This window comes from Modestobacter sp. VKM Ac-2984, assembly GCF_026967985.1.
GTDB lineage: Bacteria > Actinomycetota > Actinomycetes > Mycobacteriales > Geodermatophilaceae > Modestobacter.
The window spans coordinates 624,705-642,207 of sequence record NZ_JAPVBJ010000002.1; the positions used below are offsets into that span (position 1 = coordinate 624,705).

At 73.5% G+C, this 17,503-nt stretch carries 17 protein-coding genes; 11 read left to right on the top strand and 6 right to left on the bottom strand.

Features of this window, described 5'->3' with window-relative positions:
• Positions 1 to 25: 25 nt before the first annotated feature.
• The gene (purD, locus tag O2W16_RS06890; protein WP_269158069.1) at positions 26 to 1,279 is read left to right on the top strand and encodes a phosphoribosylamine--glycine ligase; all 1,254 of its coding nucleotides are present in this window, start codon (positions 26 to 28) and stop codon (positions 1,277 to 1,279) included.
• A gap of 108 nt (positions 1,280 to 1,387) precedes the next feature.
• Here the strand turns inward: purD and O2W16_RS06895 are convergent, their stop codons facing one another.
• Complete coding sequence (locus O2W16_RS06895; RefSeq protein ID WP_269158070.1) at positions 1,388 to 2,836, bottom strand: AI-2E family transporter; 1,449 nt, start codon at positions 2,834 to 2,836, stop codon at positions 1,388 to 1,390.
• A 93-nt stretch (positions 2,837 to 2,929) separates the two neighbouring features.
• On the opposite strand from O2W16_RS06895, the gene purB reads away from it, so the two are divergent.
• Positions 2,930 to 4,237, top strand: coding sequence for an adenylosuccinate lyase (gene purB / locus O2W16_RS06900; protein WP_269158071.1), 1,308 nt, complete (start codon positions 2,930 to 2,932; stop codon positions 4,235 to 4,237).
• Positions 4,234 to 5,112: a phosphoribosylaminoimidazolesuccinocarboxamide synthase gene (locus O2W16_RS06905; protein WP_269158072.1), complete on the top strand. Its 879-nt coding sequence runs from the start codon at positions 4,234 to 4,236 to the stop codon at positions 5,110 to 5,112. Before purB ends, O2W16_RS06905 begins: the two co-directional genes overlap by 4 nt.
• A gap of 25 nt (positions 5,113 to 5,137) precedes the next feature.
• On the opposite strand, the gene O2W16_RS06910 is transcribed toward O2W16_RS06905, so the two are convergent.
• Both O2W16_RS06910 and O2W16_RS06915 read right to left on the bottom strand, forming a co-directional pair.
• A complete protein-coding gene (locus tag O2W16_RS06910; protein ID WP_269158073.1) occupies positions 5,138 to 5,803 on the bottom strand; it encodes a PilZ domain-containing protein in 666 nt (221 codons plus the stop codon).
• A 143-nt stretch (positions 5,804 to 5,946) separates the two neighbouring features.
• The gene (locus O2W16_RS06915) at positions 5,947 to 6,684 is read right to left on the bottom strand and encodes a PilZ domain-containing protein (protein WP_269158074.1); all 738 of its coding nucleotides are present in this window, start codon (positions 6,682 to 6,684) and stop codon (positions 5,947 to 5,949) included.
• 197 nt (positions 6,685 to 6,881) lie between these two features.
• On the opposite strand from O2W16_RS06915, the gene purS reads away from it, so the two are divergent.
• Genes purS through O2W16_RS06935 form a run of 4 tightly spaced genes read left to right on the top strand, consistent with a single transcriptional unit; the run spans position 6,882 to position 10,582 of the window.
• On the top strand, positions 6,882 to 7,130 hold the full coding sequence (gene purS / locus O2W16_RS06920) for a phosphoribosylformylglycinamidine synthase subunit PurS (RefSeq protein ID WP_036336369.1): 249 nt from the start codon (positions 6,882 to 6,884) through the stop codon (positions 7,128 to 7,130).
• Positions 7,131 to 7,140: 10 nt separating this feature from the next.
• Positions 7,141 to 7,839 (top strand): phosphoribosylformylglycinamidine synthase subunit PurQ, encoded by a 699-nt coding sequence (purQ, locus tag O2W16_RS06925; RefSeq protein WP_269158075.1) that lies wholly within the window; start codon positions 7,141 to 7,143, stop codon positions 7,837 to 7,839.
• A complete protein-coding gene (purL, locus tag O2W16_RS06930; RefSeq protein ID WP_269158076.1) occupies positions 7,836 to 10,157 on the top strand; it encodes a phosphoribosylformylglycinamidine synthase subunit PurL in 2,322 nt (773 codons plus the stop codon). The genes purQ and purL overlap by 4 nt, the downstream gene beginning before the upstream one ends.
• A gap of 14 nt (positions 10,158 to 10,171) precedes the next feature.
• Positions 10,172 to 10,582 (top strand): sterol carrier family protein, encoded by a 411-nt coding sequence (locus tag O2W16_RS06935; protein WP_269158077.1) that lies wholly within the window; start codon positions 10,172 to 10,174, stop codon positions 10,580 to 10,582.
• A gap of 138 nt (positions 10,583 to 10,720) precedes the next feature.
• Here the strand turns inward: O2W16_RS06935 and O2W16_RS06940 are convergent, their stop codons facing one another.
• Entirely contained in the window at positions 10,721 to 10,870 is a 150-nt protein-coding gene (locus O2W16_RS06940; protein WP_269158078.1) for an MFS transporter small subunit, read from the bottom strand.
• Positions 10,867 to 12,285, bottom strand: coding sequence for an OFA family MFS transporter (locus tag O2W16_RS06945; RefSeq protein WP_269158079.1), 1,419 nt, complete (start codon positions 12,283 to 12,285; stop codon positions 10,867 to 10,869). Before O2W16_RS06945 ends, O2W16_RS06940 begins: the two co-directional genes overlap by 4 nt.
• Positions 12,286 to 12,522: 237 nt before the next feature.
• On the opposite strand from O2W16_RS06945, the gene O2W16_RS06950 reads away from it, so the two are divergent.
• The 4 genes from O2W16_RS06950 (at position 12,523) to purM (ending at position 16,923) form a co-directional block, all read left to right on the top strand.
• Complete coding sequence (locus tag O2W16_RS06950) at positions 12,523 to 13,623, top strand: S-(hydroxymethyl)mycothiol dehydrogenase (RefSeq protein WP_269158080.1); 1,101 nt, start codon at positions 12,523 to 12,525, stop codon at positions 13,621 to 13,623.
• Entirely contained in the window at positions 13,620 to 14,228 is a 609-nt protein-coding gene (locus O2W16_RS06955; RefSeq protein ID WP_269158081.1) for an MBL fold metallo-hydrolase, read from the top strand. Before O2W16_RS06950 ends, O2W16_RS06955 begins: the two co-directional genes overlap by 4 nt.
• Before the next feature lie 74 nt (positions 14,229 to 14,302).
• The gene (purF, locus tag O2W16_RS06960) at positions 14,303 to 15,862 is read left to right on the top strand and encodes an amidophosphoribosyltransferase (protein WP_269158082.1); all 1,560 of its coding nucleotides are present in this window, start codon (positions 14,303 to 14,305) and stop codon (positions 15,860 to 15,862) included.
• The gene (purM, locus tag O2W16_RS06965; protein ID WP_269158083.1) at positions 15,859 to 16,923 is read left to right on the top strand and encodes a phosphoribosylformylglycinamidine cyclo-ligase; all 1,065 of its coding nucleotides are present in this window, start codon (positions 15,859 to 15,861) and stop codon (positions 16,921 to 16,923) included. Before purF ends, purM begins: the two co-directional genes overlap by 4 nt.
• 162 nt (positions 16,924 to 17,085) lie before the next feature.
• Here the strand turns inward: purM and O2W16_RS06970 are convergent, their stop codons facing one another.
• Positions 17,086 to 17,301 (bottom strand): DUF3073 domain-containing protein, encoded by a 216-nt coding sequence (locus tag O2W16_RS06970; RefSeq protein ID WP_036336377.1) that lies wholly within the window; start codon positions 17,299 to 17,301, stop codon positions 17,086 to 17,088.
• Between the last annotated feature and the right edge of the window lie 202 nt (positions 17,302 to 17,503).

Here is a 17,503-nt window from a genome sequence, read left to right on the forward strand (position 1 = left end):
CGGCCGGGGTGGGTAGGTTCGCCCGGTGCGCGTCCTCGTGATCGGTTCCGGTGCCCGGGAGCACGCCCTGTGCGTGGCTCTGCAGTCCGACCCCGCCGTCACGGCGCTGGCCTGTGCGCCGGGGAACGCCGGCACCGTCACCCTGGCCCAGGCGTTCCCCCTCGACGCCGCCGACCCGGCCGCGGTCAGCGCCCTCGCCGTCGAGTGGCAGGCCGACCTGGTCGTGGTCGGCCCGGAGGTGCCCCTGGTCGCCGGCGCCGCCGACGCGGTGCGCGAGGCGGGCATCGCCTGTTTCGGCCCGTCGGCCCAGGCCGCCCAGATCGAGGGCTCCAAGGCCTTCGCCAAGCACGTGATGACCGCCGCCGGGGTGCCGACGGCACAGTTCTGGGCCGTCGGTGGCGCGGCCGAGCTGGAGACCGCGCTGGACGAGGCGGGCGCCCCCTACGTCGTCAAGGACGACGGGCTGGCGGCCGGCAAGGGCGTGCTGGTCACCACCGACCGCGCGGCCGCCGTCGCACACGGGCAGGCCGTGCTCGGCGCGGGGCACTCCGTCGTCATCGAGGAGTTCCTCGACGGCCCGGAGGTGTCGCTGTTCGCGCTGTCGGACGGGACGACGGTGGTGCCGCTGCTGCCCGCCCAGGACCACAAGCGCCGGGACGACGGCGACGGCGGCCCCAACACCGGCGGGATGGGCGCCTACGCTCCGCTGCCCTGGGCGCCCGAGGGTCTGGTCGAGGAGGTCCGCACCACCGTCCTGCAGCCCACGATCGACGAGATGGCCCGCCGTGGGGAGCCGTTCAGCGGCCTGCTCTACGCCGGGCTGGCGCTGACCTCCCGCGGCGTGCGGGTGGTGGAGTTCAACGCCCGGTTCGGCGACCCGGAGACCCAGGTCGTGCTGCCGCTGCTGGAGACCCCGCTGGCCGGGCTGCTGTACGCCGCGGCCACCGGCACGCTGGCCGAGCAGCCACCGCTGCGCTGGCGGGACGGCGCGGCGGTCACCGTCGTCGTCGCCGCCTCGGGCTACCCCGAGCGGCCGCGCGTCGGCGATCCGATCACCGGCGCCGACGGCGAGGGCGTGCTGCACGCCGGGACGGCGCTGGGTGCCGACGGCCTGGTGCACTCGGCCGGTGGCCGGGTGCTCTCGGTCACCGCGGTCGGCGACGACCTGGCCGCGGCGCGGCAGACCGTCTACGAGCGGCTGGCCGCGGTCCGGCTGGCCGACGCGCACTGGCGCACCGACATCGCGCTGGCCGCCGTCGAGGGCCGCATCACCGTCTGATCGTCCGGCCGGCCGGCCTCCGCGCGTGCGGCTCGACCCGCGCCGGCAGGGGGTGAGCCGCGTGCTGCCGCGGCTCCACGCCGTCCTGGGCGGGTCGGCCCGCTGGCGTCAGCGGGCGGTGACCGGCCGGCGGGCGCGGCGGGTGTCCGGTTGCGGGGGGCGGGGGCCCTCGTGCCGCCGGGACAGGTAGGTGCCCGCCACGTTGCCGCAGGCGATGACCGGGACGGCGATCAGCGCGCCGAAGACCCCGCCGATCAGCAGCCCGGCGGCGATGCCGAGGACGACGGCCAGCGGGTGCACCGAGACCGCGCGGCCCAGCAGCAGCGGCTGCAGCACGTGGCTCTCCAGCTGCATGATCAGCACGATGATCCCCAGCGCGACCAGTGCCCGGACCGGCCCGACGGCGACCAGGGTGACCAGCACCGAGACCGTGCCGGCCAGGAACGACCCGATGATCGGGATGAACGCGCCGAGGAACACCAGCGCGGCGAGCGGCACGACCAGCGGCGTCCCGAGGAAGACCAGGCCGATGCCGATGAAGACGGCGTCGAAGGCGGCGACCCCGACGGTGGCGCGCACGTAGGAGATCAGCGTCCGCCAGGACCGCCGGGCCGCCTCGTCCAGGTAGGCCTGCGAGTTCACCGGCGTCAGCCCGACCACCCACAGCCAGATCTGCCGGCCGTCGAGCAGGAAGAAGAAGAGGGTGAACAGGGTCAGCAGCGCTCCGGTGAGCACCTCGCCCACGGTCGCGGCCGTGGTGAGCGCGCCGGAGGTGAGCGCGTCCCGGTTGTCCGTGATGGACTGGCTCGCGCTCTCGAGCGCGTCGGTGATCTGGCCGTCGGTGACCGGGAAGGTGCGGGTGATGAAGTCCTGCACCTGGGTGAGCCCCTCGTCGACCTGGGACACGAGGTCGGCGTAGCCGGCGACGAACTCCTCGACCACGAGGGTCACGATCCCCGCGACCACGCCGACGCCGACGACGAGCATCGTCAGCGCGGCCAGCGAGGTCGGCCAGCCGCTGCGCCGCAGGAAGGCCGCACCCGGCTGGAGCAGCGCGGCCAGCAGCAGCGCCACGATGACCGGCACGATGACGACGGCGACGTAGCCGGCCGCGCGCAGCAGCAGGTACAGCGCGGCGACCACGGCCACCGTCCGCCACGACCAGGCCGCGGCGATCCGCAGCCCGTTGGGGACGTCCCGCTCGGCGGCCCGGAGCCCGGCATCGGGGGCCAGCAGGCTGCCCCGGGTCCGGTCCCGGCCGGGCGCCGGCGGGGCACCACCGGGTGCCGGGGGGCCGCTGACCCCGCCGGGGACGTCGACGTCCGGGGCGTCCGGGTGCGGGCTGCCGGGGGCGAGGGGGGCGGCGTCGTGGCGGGGTGCGGCGGTGGCGTGGTGGCCGTCGTCCTGGTGCGGTTCCTCCACGTGGTCCACGACGGCGCGGCTGCCGTCCTGGAGGACGAGCACGGTGCCGTCGGGCCAGGCGTGCGGGTCGTGCTCGGCGGCGGCCCGGATGCGCTCCCGGGCCCGGTCGACGACGTGTCTGGCCCGCTGCAACATCCTTCTCCTCCGAGCTGATGGGGGCCCGCCCGCAGCGGTGCGAGAGGATGGGCCCGTGGTGCGCCGAGCTGAGCAGACCGAAGCGGTACTCGCATGATCGACAGGTACACCCTGCCCGAGATGGGCCGGGTCTGGAGTGACCAGCACAAGTACGAGCTGTGGTGCCGGGTCGAGACGCTGGTGCTGGAGGCGCACGCGGCCGCCGGGCGGGTGCCCGCCGACGTCGTCGAGCCGGTGCGCAACGCGCCCCCGCCGACCCCTGAGCGGGTCGCGGAGATCGAGGAGACGACGCAGCACGACGTCATCGCCTTCCTGACCGCCTGGGCCGACAACACCGAGCCGCGGTCGGCCGCGGCCTACGTGCACCACGGCATGACCTCCTCGGACCTGCTGGACACCGCGCTCGCCGTCCAGCTCACCGACGCCACCGACGTGCTGCTGGCCAAGGCCGACCGGCTGGTGGTCGCGCTGCGCGACCACGGCCTGGCCCACCGGGGCACGATCAAGGTCGGCCGCACCCACGGCGTGCACGCCGAGCCCGACGTCTGGGGCCACCGGGTCGCCGACCTGGCCTTCGCGATGGCCCGGTCCCGGGACCGGCTGCGCCGGGCCCGCGAGGCCGTCGGCGTGGTGGCGATCTCCGGCGCCGTCGGCACCTACTCCCTCATCGACCCCTCGGTCGAGGTGACCGTGGCCCAGGCGCTGGACCTGCGCGCGGCCGACGCCTCCACCCAGGTCGTGCTGCGTGACGGGATCAGCGAGTGGGTCTCCGCGCTGGGGATCATCGCCACGGTGTGCGAGGCGATCGCCCTGGAGGTCCGGCACGGTCAGCGCACCGAGGTGCGCGAGCTGAGCGAGGCGTTCGGCGCGGGGCAGAAGGGCTCCAGCGCCATGCCGCACAAGAAGAACCCGATCCGCTCCGAGCGGATCGCCGGGCTGGCCCGGGTCGTGCGCGCGGCGATCGTCCCGGTGATGGAGGGCATCCCGCTCTGGCACGAGCGGGACATCTCGCACTCCTCGACCGAGCGGGTGTTCCTGCCCGACGCGGCGATCACCACCGACTACCTGCTGGACCTGACCGCCGGGCTGGTGGAGAACCTGGTCGTCGACGCCGACCGGATGCGCGCCAACCTGGAGTCCACCGGCGGGCTCATCTACACCTCGTCGGTGCTGCTGGAGCTGGTCGAGGGCGGGATGGGCCGCGAGCAGGCCTACGCGCTCGTCCAGTCCGCGGCGATGCGGACCTGGCAGGACGGCACCCCGTTCCGGCAGACGCTGCGCGAGCGGGCCGCGGCCGACGGCGTCGCCCTCGACGAGGCCCGGCTGGACGAGATCTGCCGGCCCGAGCAGTACGTGGCGAACCTGGGCCCGTTGTTCGACCGGCTGGCCGCGCTGTCGTGAGCCTCCCCTTCGAGCTCGTCGCCCGCGGCAAGGTCCGCGAGGTCCACGCGGTCGACGACGACCGGCTGCTGCTGGTCGCCAGCGACCGGGTCTCCGCCTACGACCACGTGCTCCCCACGCCGATCCCGGACAAGGGCCGGGTGCTCACCGCGCTGTCGGTGTGGTGGTTCGAGCAGCTGGCGCCGGTGCTGGCCGAGCACGGCGCGGAGCACCACCTGCTGGCGTCCGGCGACGAGCTGCTCGCCGTGGGCGTGCCGGCCGAGCTGACCGGCCGGTCGATGCTGGTCCGCCGGCTGGAGATGCTGCCGGTGGAGTGCGTGGCCCGCGGCTACCTGTCCGGGTCGGGCACGCATCTGTACCAGCGCACGGGCGCGATCGTCGACGTCCCGCTGCCGGCCGGCCTGGTCGAGGGCTCCCGGCTGCCCGAGCCGGTCTTCACCCCCTCGACCAAGGCCGAGGTCGGCGAGCACGACGAGGCGATCGGGTTCGCCCAGGTCGTCGAGGCCGTCGGCGCCGACCGGGCCGAGGCGCTCCGGTCGCTCACCGTGGCGCTCTACCGCCGCGGGGCGGAGATCGCCGAGCAGGCCGGGCTCGTGCTGGCCGACACCAAGTTCGAGTTCGGGACGTCGGGGGAGACCCTGGTGCTCGGCGACGAGGTGCTCACCCCCGACTCCTCGCGGTTCTGGCCGGCCATGACCTGGTCGCCGGGGGCTCCGCAGCCCTCCTTCGACAAGCAGTACGTGCGGGACTGGCTGACCACCTCCGGCTGGGACCGGGTGTCCCCGCCGCCGGAGCTGCCCGCGGACGTCGTCGCCGCCACCCGGGACCGCTACGTCAAGGCCTACGAGCAGCTCACCGGCCTCCCCTGGCGGTGAGGCACAGATCGGCCATCTCGGTGGCTCAGTAGAGCGCGGCGATGCCGCGGGCGCGGGCGTTGCGCAGCGCGGTGAAGACGTGCGAGCGGATCAGGTCGGCGGCCCGCTCGGGCAGGTCGACGAAGCGCAGCGACCACTCGTGCAGGTTGTCCTGGCGGGGCCGGCGGCGGACCACCGCCACCTCGGTGACGAGTTCGTCGGAGTACAGGTCGAGCGTGAGGAGCAGGGGCTGGCTCTTCGTCGGGAAGGGGATGCTGACGCCGAGGTCGCCGTGCGGGCGGAAGACGGCGAGCAGGCCGCCCTCGCTCAGGTCGACGGTGCTCCCGACCAGCGTCGCGCGGTCCCAGGAGAGGGCCGCCGACAGCCCGATGGGGGCGCGGACGGCGTCCCGGCGCTGGATCCTGCTGGCCGGGCCGGTGACCCTGACCTTCCACAGGCCGTCGGCGGCGACCGCGACCGCATCGGCCGGGACGGACCGGAGCCCGTCGTCGGCCTGCCAGGACAGTTCCAGCATGTCGCGCTCGACGAAGGGCACGATCTCCCCGAGCGCGTTGCGCGGTGGACTGAGGTGGAGGAACGACTCGCTCTCCCGGCGGACCCGGGCGGTGAGCGCCTCGTCCTGTCCCAGGGGCAGGACGCTGAGCCCCGTCCAGGTGGCCGGGTGGTCGACGCCTGGCTGTCCCGCGACCATGCCTGACAGTTCCCCTTCCTCCACGTGGAGCAGTGCTCTCGTGGAGGGATCCTCGCCCGCACGACCGGGTCCGGGCAGGCCCGCGGCGGTCGGTCGCACCCGTTCGGGTCAGGCGTCGGTCCGCCGGCCGCGCCTGCCGCCGGTCAGAGCAGCCCGCGTTGACGCAGCTCGCGCAGCCCGGCGAACACCCGGGCGCGGACGGCGTCCTGGTCCTTCTCGGACAGCCCGATGAACCGGACGGACAGCTCGGAGCACTCGTCCTCGCGCCGGTGGACGCGGATGGTCTCGACCTGGGCCGCCAGCTGCCCGGCACCCAGCTGGACGACGACGTCCAGGACGTCCCCGACGCCGAAGGCGCGCACTCCCGCGGCGGGGGCGTCGCCGTCCCCGGGCGCGGCCGGCAGGCCGTCCGACCGGGTGACCGCGCGCAGCCGGGTACCGCCGGCTGCCGGTGGCCGGAAGGCGGCCCGCATGCCGCCCTCGCTGATGTCCACCGTCGTCCCGGTCAGGGTGGTGCCGCCGTGGGTGGCCGTCACCGGCAGTGCGATGGCGGCGCGGACGGCCGCCCGCCGCTGCCCCCGGCCGGCCGGCCCGGTGGCGACCAGCCGCCAGCAGGTCCCGCTCCCCGCACCCTCGACGGCCACCAGCCGGGTGGGCAGGGCACGCAGCTCGCCGGCCCCCTTCCAGACCACCTCGACCCGGTCGCCGACGTCCAGCCGGACGGACCGCTGGTTCCGGTCCCGCCCGGCGGTGACCACCATCTCCTTGCCCTCGAGCCGCTCCACCCAGCTGACCAGGACGACCCCCCGGTCGCTGAGCAGGAGCTCGACGAGCCCCCGCTCCTCAGGGTGGTCCTCGCCCGGAACTCCGCCTGCTGTCATGCCGTGTCTCCTCGATGTGCCGCTGTTTGACCCATCCCAGCCGGTGTCCGGGCCAGCTCTGCGGCTGACCCGGGCGACTCGCGCATGGTGTATCGGTCCAGACCCGTTCCGTTCGGGAGGTGAGCGCGAACGCGGCGTGTCGTGCCCGGCCGATCGGTCGTCGAGGTGCTCCTGGCCGCCCAGGTACCCTCATCGGCGTGTCCCAGGTGGTCGTCGACGTCGTCCTGAAGCCAGAGATCTCCGACCCGCAGGGGCAGGCGGTGCTCGGCGCCCTCGGGCGCCTCGGCCACACCGGGGTGCGCAGCGTCCGCCAGGGCAAGCACTTCGTGCTCGAGGTCGACGGCGAACCCGACGAGGCCGAGCTCCGGCAGATCGCCGAGACGCTGCTGGCCAACCCCGTCATCGAGGACGTCGAGCTGCACCTCCCCGCTCGCACCACCGACTGAGAGAGACCCAGTGCGCATCGGTGTCATCACCTTCCCGGGTTCCCTGGACGACGTCGACGCCGCACGCGCCGTGCGGCTCGCCGGCGCCGAGCCCGTGTCCCTCTGGCACGGCGACCACGACCTGAAGGACGTCGACGCCGTCGTCCTGCCCGGCGGGTTCTCCTACGGCGACTACCTGCGCGCCGGGGCGATCGCGGCGCGCTCGCCGCTCATGCAGGACGTCGTGGCCGCGGCGCACGGCGGCCTGCCGGTGCTGGGCATCTGCAACGGCTTCCAGGTGCTGTGCGAGGCCGGGCTGCTGCCCGGGGCGCTGACCCGCAACAGCCACCTGCACTTCCGCAACCGTGACCAGGGGCTGCTCGTCGAACGCGCCGACACCGCCTGGACGACGTCGTTCCAGCCGGGGCAGCGGATCGTCGTCCCGGTGAAGAACGGCGAGGGCCGCTACGTGGCCGCCGACGCCGACCTGGACCGGCTGGAGGGCGAGGGCCGGGTGGTCGTGCGCTACGTCAGCACGACGCCCGGGTCCGGCGTGGACGCCAACCCCAACGGCAGCTCCCGGGACATCGCCGGGGTCACCAGCGCCGACGGCCGGGTGGTCGGGCTCATGCCGCACCCGGAGCACGCGGTCGAGGACCTCACCGGCCCGAGCACCGACGGCCTGGGCTTCTTCACCTCGGTCCTCTCCGCCCTGGTGGTGGCCGCGTGAGCGCCACCGAGGGCCTGTCCGAGCTCGACACCGCCCCGGGCCGGACGAGCCGGCTGGACACCGTCGAGCTGGCCACCCGGCACCCCGACGACGAGCAGCCCTACGCCGAGCTGGGGCTGCGCGCGGAGGAGTACGCCCGGATCCGGGAGATCCTCGGTCGCCGACCGACCACCGCCGAGCTGGCGATGTACTCGGTGATGTGGAGCGAGCACTGCTCCTACAAGTCCTCGAAGGTGCACCTGCGCCGGTTCGCCGACCTGCCGAAGAGCGACGCGCTGCTGGTCGGCATGGGCGAGAACGCCGGCGTCGTCGACGTCGGCGAGGGCTGGGCGGTCACCTTCAAGGTGGAGTCGCACAACCACCCCAGCTACGTCGAGCCCTACCAGGGCGCGGCCACCGGGGTCGGCGGCATCGTCCGCGACATCCTCACCATGGGCGCCCGGCCGATCGCGGTCATGGACTCGCTGCGCTTCGGTGCCGCCGACGCACCCGACACCGCCCGGGTGCTGCCCGGTGTGGTCGCCGGGGTGGGCGGCTACGGCAACTGCCTGGGCCTGCCCAACATCGGCGGAGAGCTGCTCTTCGACGAGACCTACGCGGGCAACCCGCTGGTCAACGCCCTCTGCGTCGGCGTGCTGCGGCACGAGGAGCTGCAGCTGGCCAAGGCCGAGGGCACCGGCAACAAGGTCGTGCTCTTCGGGGCCCGCACCGGTGGCGACGGCATCGGCGGGGTCTCGGTGCTCGCATCGGAGACCTTCGACGCCGAGGGCCCGGCCAAGCGCCCGGCCGTGCAGGTCGGCGACCCGTTCACCGAGAAGCTGCTGATCGAGGCCTGCCTGGAGATCTTCGCCGCCGGCCTGGTCACCGGCATCCAGGACCTCGGTGGCGCCGGCATCTCCTGCGCCACCAGCGAGCTGGCCGCGGCCGGCTCCGGCGGCATGGCGATCGACCTGGACGCCGTCCCGCTGCGCGACTCCACGCTCACCCCCGCCGAGATCCTGATGAGCGAGTCCCAGGAGCGGATGTGCGCCATCGTCGAGCCGGGCAAGGTCGAGGCGTTCCTCGCCGTCTGCGCCAAGTGGGACGTGCTGGCCACCGTCATCGGTGAGGTCACCGACGGCGACCGGCTGACCATCGACTGGCACGGCGAGCGGATCGTCGACGTCCCGCCGCGCACGGTCGCCCTGGAGGGCCCGCGCTACGAGCGTCCGATGGCCCGCCCGGCCGACCTGGACGCGCTGCAGGCCGACGCCCCGCCGTCGACCTCGGCCGACCTGCGGGCCGACTGGCTCGCCGTCGTCTCCAGCCCGGACGGCGCGGACAAGAGCTGGGTCACCGAGCAGTACGACCGCTACGTGCGGGGCAACACCGTGCTCGCCCAGCCCGAGGACGCCGGCGTCCTGCGGATCGACGAGTCCAGCAACCTGGGCATCGCGCTGTCGCTGGACGGCAACGCGCGCTTCGCCCGGCTGGACCCCTACACCGGCGCCCAGCTGAACCTGGCCGAGGCCTACCGCAACGTCGCCGTCTCCGGCGCGAAGCCGCTGGCGGTGACCAACTGCCTGAACTTCGGCTCCCCGGAGAACCCCGAGGTGATGTGGCAGTTCGCCGAGGCCGTCCGCGGCCTGGCCGACGGCTGCCGCGAGCTCGGTCTGCCGGTCACCGGCGGCAACGTGAGCCTCTACAACCAGACCGGCGACGTCGCCATCAACCCCACCCCGGTGATCGGGGTGCTGGGCGTGCACGCCGACGTCACCCGCCGGGTCCCCACCGGCTGGCGGGCTGCAGGTGAGTCCGTGCTGCTGCTGGGCGAGTCCCGGCCGGAGTTCGGTGGCTCGGCCTGGGCCGCGGTCGTCCACGGCCACCTGGGCGGGCTGCCGCCCCGGCTGGACCTGGCCGCCGAGCGCGCCCTGGGTGAGCTGCTGGCCTCCCTGTCGGCCGACGGGCTGGTCAGCTCCGCGCACGACCTGGCCGACGGCGGGCTGGCGCAGGCGCTGACCGAGTCGGCGCTGCGGTACGGCACGGGCGCCCGGTTGAGCGTGCCCGGCGACCCGACGGCATCGCTGTTCGGTGAGTCGGTCGCCCGCGTCGTCGTCACCACCGCCGATCCGGCTGCGGTGCGCGCCGCGGCCGAGGCGGCCGGGGCGCCGGTCACCGAGCTCGGGACGACGGGCGGCGACGCCCTGGTCCTGGACGGTCTCCTCGAGCTGCCCCTGGCCGAGCTGCGGGCGGCGTGGACGGCGACCCTGCCGGCGCTGTTCGGCAGCCCGGAGGCCACGGTCGGGTCGATCCCGGCGGGCGCCGTCCCGACGAGCTGACGGGTCCGCTCGTGATGGCCGGCGTCGCACCGATCTCCGCGGAGGACCTGCGGGCGGCGCTCGCCCCCACGGTCGGCTGGCTCGCCGGGGAGGCCGAGCAGCCGCCGCGGGCGGTCCTGGGCGCGGCGGTGAAGACCTCGGCCCGCTGGCTCGCCCAGCACGTGCCCGGGCGCTCGGTGGAGCTGCGGGTGCCGCCGTTCGTGGCGGTGCAGTGCGTGCCCGGGCCGCGGCACACCCGCGGCACCCCGCCCAACGTGGTCGAGACCGACGCCGCGACCTGGCTGCGGCTGGCGACCGGCGCGCTGTCCTGGGCCGACGCGGTCGGCGAGGGCGCGGTCAGCGCCAGCGGCAACCGCGCCGACCTCTCCGCCGAGCTGCCGTTGCGCCCCGTCCGACCCGCCGGGCCACCCCCCTCTTCGAGTTGATCATCGGCGAACGGCTGCCCGCCACGCCGGTGGGCGCCGCCGTTCGCCGATGATCGACTGCGGGTGGAGGGCGAACAGCAGAACGCCCCGCCCGCTCGGTGAGCGGACGGGGCGTTCTGCGGTGGGGGTGCGGGTGGCTCAGCCGCCGAACAGCGCGCTGGCTGCCTTCACCGTGTTGTAGAGCCCGTAGGCCAAGGGGACACCGACCAGTGCCCAGGCGAAGGCGACGAGGGCGGTCGGGGTGTTCGTCGTGGCCTGCTGGTCGCCGGCGTGGCGTGGGGTGCTCATCGCGTCAGGTTCCGATCTCCGGTGGTGGATGCGGCGGTGGGGACGTCGGTGTTCTTCGGCTCGAACCACTTCTCGGCGACCGGCTTGATCATCAGGTTCGCGACGAAGCCGACGGCCAGCAGGCCGACCATGATGAACAGGGCCGGCCGGTAGTCGCCGGCGGTCAGCTCACCCGGCGTGCCACGTGCGTCGAGGACGCCGTTGATGATCAGCGGGCCGGCGATGCCCGCGGCCGCCCAGGCGGTCAGCAGCCGGCCGTGGATGGCGCCGACCTGGTAGGTCCCGAACAGGTCCCGCAGGTAGGCCGGGACGGTCGCGAAGCCACCACCGTAGAAGCTGATGATGATCGCGGCCAGGATGACGAAGATCCAGGTGGCGGTGCTGCCGACGGTGGCCAGCAGGACGTACAGCACCAGGCCGACGCCCAGGTAGACCATGTAGATCGGCTTGCGGCCGATGTAGTCCGAGGTGGAGGACCACACGAACCGACCGGCCATGTTGAACAGCGAGAGCAGCCCGACGAAGCCGGCGGCCGTCGCGGCGAGGACCGTGGAGGTCTCCCCGTTCCGGAAGAAGTCCTGGATCATCGGCGCGGCCTGCTCGAGGATGCCGATGCCGGCGGTGACGTTGCAGAACAGCACCGTCCAGAGCAGCCAGAACTGCGGGGTCTTGATGGCGTTGTTGGCCGAGACGTTCTCCGTCGTCACCAGCGACTTGGCCTTGACCTGCGACGGGTCGAAGCCGTCGGGGCGCCAGTCGGGCGCGGGGACCCGGACGATGAAGGCGCCGAACATCATGAAGACCAGGTAGACCAGGCCCAGCGTGACGAACAGCTGCGCGACCGCCGCACCCGTGGGGGTGGTGCCGATCGTGCCGTCGTAGGTGGGGTCGTACCAGTTCATCAGCTGGCGGGACAGCGGCGAGGCGATGAGCGCACCGCCACCGAAGCCCATGATCGCCATGCCGGTGGCCAGGCCCGGGCGGTCGGGGAACCACTTGATGAGGGTGGACACCGGGGAGATGTAGCCGATGCCCAGCCCGATGCCGCCGAGGACGCCGTAGCCGAAGTAGACCAGCCACAGCTGCTCGGTGGAGATGCCCAGCGCCCCGACCAGGAAGCCGGCCGACCAGAAGCAGGCGGCGGTGAACATGGCCGCGCGCGGCCCGTTCTTGTCCACCCAGGTGCCGAAGACGGCGGCCGACAGGCCCAGCATGACGATCGCGATCGAGAAGATGATCCCGATGGCGGTCAGGCTGGACTCGAAGTGCGAGACGAGCGCGGCCTTGTAGACGCTGGTCGCGTAGGCCTGGCCGATGCACAGGTGCACGGCGAGCGCGGCTGGCGGGATGAGCCAGCGGTTGAAGCCCGGGCGAGCGATGATGCGCTCCCGGGCCAGGAAGCTGGGTACTGCCACGGAACGACCTCCGAGGTGCGGGAACGGTGCGCCCGGACGGACGCAACCCGATCGCGGCCCGTACACAGGTGTGACACAGGTCGCGGCCGAAGGGCACCGTACGACGCTGTGACGATTCCGGCTGCACGGTGAGCCCCAGCCGGGTGAGGCTGAGACCAATTCGTTGCACGCACAACCGTCGCTTCCACGGTGCGGGAGCGGGGCGCGGACGGCCGTCCTGTTCCCTACGCTGGCGGCATGTCGTACGAGGTCAAGGGCGTCGTCGCCCTGAGCAAGGGTGCTCCGGTCACCATCGAGACGATCATCGTCCCCGACCCGGGCCCGGGTGAGGCGGTGGTCGACGTCCAGGCGTGCGGGGTCTGCCACACCGACCTGCACTACCGGGAGGGCGGGATCAACGACGAGTTCCCGTTCCTGCTGGGCCACGAGGCGGCCGGCGTGGTCTCCGCGGTCGGCGAGGGCGTCACGAACGTGGCGGTCGGTGACTACGTGGTGCTGAACTGGCGCGCGGTCTGCGGCGAGTGCCGGGCCTGCACCAAGGGCAAGCCCTGGTACTGCTTCAACACCCACAACGCCGCGCAGAAGATGACGCTGGCCGACGGCACCGAGCTGTCCCCGGCGCTGGGGATCGGCGCGTTCGCCGAGAAGACCCTGGTCCACTCCGGCCAGTGCACGAAGGTCGACCCGGCGGCCAAGCCCACCGCGGCCGGGCTGCTGGGGTGCGGCGTGATGGCCGGCGTCGGTGCCGCGATCAACACCGGCGGCGTGGGCCGCGGCGACTCCGTCGCCGTCTTCGGCTGCGGCGGCGTCGGGGACGCGGCGATCGCCGGCTCCCGGCTGGCCGGTGCGGGCACGATCATCGCCGTCGACATCGACGACAAGAAGCTCGAGTGGGCCAAGGGCATGGGCGCCACCCACACGGTCAACTCCGCCGAGACCGACCCGGTCGAGGCGATCAAGGCCCTCACCGGCGGCTTCGGGGTCGACGTGGCGATCGACGCCGTCGGGCACCCGGCGGTCTACGAGCAGGCGTTCAACGCCCGCGACCTGGCCGGCACCGTCGTCCTGGTCGGCGTGCCCAACCCGGCCTCGAAGATCGAGCTGCCGCTGCTCGAGGTCTTCGGCCGCGGCGGCGCGCTGAAGTCCTCCTGGTACGGCGACTGCCTGCCCAGCCGCGACTTCCCGATGCTCATCGACCTGTACCTGCAGGGCCGGTTCGACCTGGACGCCTTCGTCAGCGAGACGATCGGGCTGGAGGACGTCGAGGCGGCGTTCGACAAGATGCACGCCGGTGACGTGCTGCGCTCCGTGGTCGTGTTCGAGGGGGCCGAGAAGTGAGCGCCCGGATCGAGCAGGCCGTCGTCAGCGGGGTGTTCAGCCTCGACGGGCAGGACTTCGACGTCGACAACAACGTCTGGCTGGTCGGGGACGACGACGAGGTGGTCGTCATCGACGCCCCGCACGACGCCGCCCCGATCATCGAGGCGATCGCCGGGCGCCGGGTGACCGCGATCGTGCTCACCCACGGGCACAACGACCACATCACCGCGGCGGTGGCCCTGCGCGAGGCCACCGGGGCACCGATCTGGTTCAACCCCGCCGACCGAATGCTCTGGGACGTCGTCCACCCGGACACCGCACCCGACGAGGACCTGGTCGAGGGCACCCGCCTCACCGTGGCGGGTGTGCAGCTGCACGCGCTGCACACCCCCGGGCACTCCCCGGGGAGCACCTGCCTGCACGCCCCCGACCTGGCCACCGTCTTCACCGGGGACACGCTGTTCTGCGGTGGTCCCGGAGCCACCGGCCGGTCGTTCAGCGACAAGCCGACGATCCTGCGGTCGATCAACGACCGGCTGATGACGCTGCACGGTGACACGGTGGTAAAGACCGGTCACGGCGACGACACCACGGTCAACGCCGAGCTGGGCAACATCGCCTGAGCGAGCGCGGTCGCCCTCCCCCGAGTGAGCGGTCCCACCCGGGGGAGGGCGGCTCAGCCGGTACGCTCGCACCCGTGCCTCGCGGTGACGGACGGCTGACGCACGACCTCGACCCCCATGACCCTGGTCCCCAGGACGCCTGTGGCGTCTTCGGGGTCTGGGCCCCGGGGGAAGAGGTCGCGAAGCTGACCTATTTCGGCCTGTACGCCCTCCAGCACCGCGGTCAGGAGGCGGCCGGCATCGCGGTGTCCGACGGCTCCTCCGTCGTGGTCTACAAGGACCTCGGCCTGGTCAGCCAGGTGTTCGACGAGCCGACGCTGGGCAGCCTGCGCGGCCACATCGCCGTCGGCCACGCCCGGTACTCCACCACCGGGGCCTCCACCTGGGAGAACGCCCAGCCGACCTTCCGCACCACCGGTGCCGGCACCGGACTGGCGCTGTGCCACAACGGCAACCTGGTGAACACCGCCGAGCTCGCCAGCGCCGCGGCCGACGAGGGTGTGGCCGGGGCGTTCGTCGCCACCAACGACTCCGACCTGGTCACCTCGCTGATCGCGGCCAAGCCCGACATGTCGGTCGAGGCGGCGGCGATGGAGGTGCTCCCGCGCCTGCGGGGGGCGTTCAGCTTCACCTTCATGGACGAGGACACCCTCTACGCCGCGCGTGACCCGCAGGGCGTGCGGCCGCTGGTCCTCGGCCGGCTGGAGCGGGGCTGGGTCGTCGCCAGCGAGACGGCGGCGCTGGACATCTGCGGCGCCTCGTTCGTCCGCGAGGTCGAGCCCGGTGAGCTGATCGCCATCGACGAGGACGGGCTGCGCAGCCAGCACTTCGCCGTCGCCGACCCCAAGGGCTGCGTCTTCGAGTACGTCTACCTCGCCCGGCCGGACACCACGATCTCCGGCCGCGGCGTGCACGCGGCCCGGGTGGAGATCGGCCGCCGGCTGGCCAAGGAGCACCCGGTCGAGGCCGACCTGGTCATCCCGGTGCCCGAGTCGGGCACGCCGGCCGCGGTCGGCTACGCCGAGGCCTCCGGGATCCCCTACGGCCTGGGCCTGGTCAAGAACTCCTACGTCGGGCGCACGTTCATCCAGCCCAGCCAGACGATCCGGCAGCTGGGCATCCGGCTGAAGCTCAACCCGCTGCGCGACGTCATCCGCGGCAAGCGCCTGGTGGTCGTCGACGACTCGATCGTGCGCGGCAACACCCAGCGGGCGCTGATCCGGATGCTCCGGGAAGCCGGTGCCCTCGAGGTGCACGTCCGGATCGCCTCACCCCCGGTGAAGTGGCCGTGCTTCTACGGCATCGACTTCGCCAGCCGGGCCGAGCTGGTCGCGAACGGGCTGGACGTCGACGGCGTCCGGGCCTCGATCAACGCCGACTCGCTGGGCTACGTCTCCGAGCAGGGGCTGATCGCGGCCACGGAGCAGCCGGCCAACCGGCTGTGCACGGCCTGCTTCACCGGCGAGTACCCGATCGCGCTGGGCCAGCCGGAGGTGCTGGGCAAGCACCTCCTCGAGGGCATCGGCCGCCGGGCGCTGACCGAGGAGGCCTCCGCGGTCACCGGGTGGACCGGCCAGCAGGCCGGCAGCCCGACGGTCCCCGGTGGGGCCGACGAGGCGCTGAGCCGGCCGTGACGACCCACGAGGGCGAGCTGACCTACGCCGCCTCCGGCGTGGACATCGACGCCGGCGAACGGGCCGTCACCCTGATGCGGGCGGCGGTGGAGAAGACCAACCGCCCGGAGGTCGTCGGTGGGCTGGGCGGGTTCGCCGGGCTGTTCGCCCTGGACACCGCCAAGTACCGCAAGCCGCTGCTCGCCTCCTCGACCGATGGCGTGGGCACCAAGATCGCGTTGGCCCGGGCGCTGGACCGGCACGACACCGTCGGGATCGACCTGGTCGCCATGGTCGTCGACGACCTGGTCGCCTGCGGGGCGGAGCCGCTGTTCCTGCAGGACTACGTCGCCTGCGGTCGGGTCGTGCCGGAGCGGATCGCCGCCATCGTCACCGGGATCGCCGAGGGGTGCACGCAGGCCGGTGCCGCACTGGTGGGTGGGGAGACCGCCGAGCACGGCGACCTGATGGGCGCGGACGACTACGACCTGGCCGCCACCGCGGTCGGGGTCGTGGAGGCCGACGCCGTCCTCGGGCCGGAGCGGGTGCGCCCCGGTGACCTCATCGTCGCCATGGCCTCCTCCGGGCTGCACTCCAACGGCTACTCGCTGGTGCGCCGGGTCGTCGACCGGGCCGGGTTGGACCTGACCGGCACCCCGGCCGGCCTGGGGCGTCCCCTCGGGGACGAACTGCTCGAGCCCACCCGCATCTACGCCCGCGACTGCCTGGCGCTGGTCGAGCAGCTGGGCGTGGAGACGGTGCACGCCTTCGCCCACATCACCGGGGGCGGGCTGGCCGGCAACACCGTCCGTGTCGTCCCGGCCGGGCTGGAGGCGGTGCTGGACCGGAGCACCTGGGCGCTGCCCGCGGTCGTCCGGTTGCTGGAGGAGCACGGCGTGCCGCGCGCGGAGTCCGAGCGGGCGTTCAACTGCGGCGTCGGCATGGTGGCCGCGGTCGCCCCCGAGCACGCGGACCGGGCGGTCGAACTGCTCCTCGCCCGGGGCGTCCCGGCCTGGGTGGCCGGCACGGTCGGAGCACACGGCGGAGAGGCCTCGGCCCGGCTGGTCGGCTCCTACCGCTGAGCCGGCCACCGGCCGGTCACCGTGGAGCCGGCCGGCCCAGGACCCACGACAGCCCGGCCCAGGACCCACGACAGCCCGGCCCAGGACGCACGACAGCACCGCTTCTCCCGGAGGAGAAGCGGTGCTGCCCTGTCTCAGGGGCTGGGTCGCGGACTCAGCGGGTCAACGACTGGCAGCCCAGTCGTCGTCCTCGTCGTCCTGCGACCAGCTCCCGACGTGCGTGTCGTCCTCGTCGTCGTCCTTCGGCCCCCGGGAGGGGAACGACGACGGCTGTCCAGCCAGTTCTCGCTGGAGGGCAGTGAGGTCGGTGTTGGGTGAGCTGTACTTGAGCTCACGGGCCACGCGTGTCTGCTTGGCCTTCGCTCGGCCGCGCCCCATGGCTCGACCCCCTCGTGACGGAGTGCGGGTCGTCTCCAGCACTGGGCTGGACGGCCCGTGTGGCGACCCCGACTGAGTGACTGTGTCCTTGGCCGAGCTTACGACACGGATCGGTCACGGGCACGCAGCGCACCCCCCAGCCCCCTCATCCGAGGCTGGATGTGACCGGGGTCTCACCCGATCCGGCCGCCCCGGCCCCCTC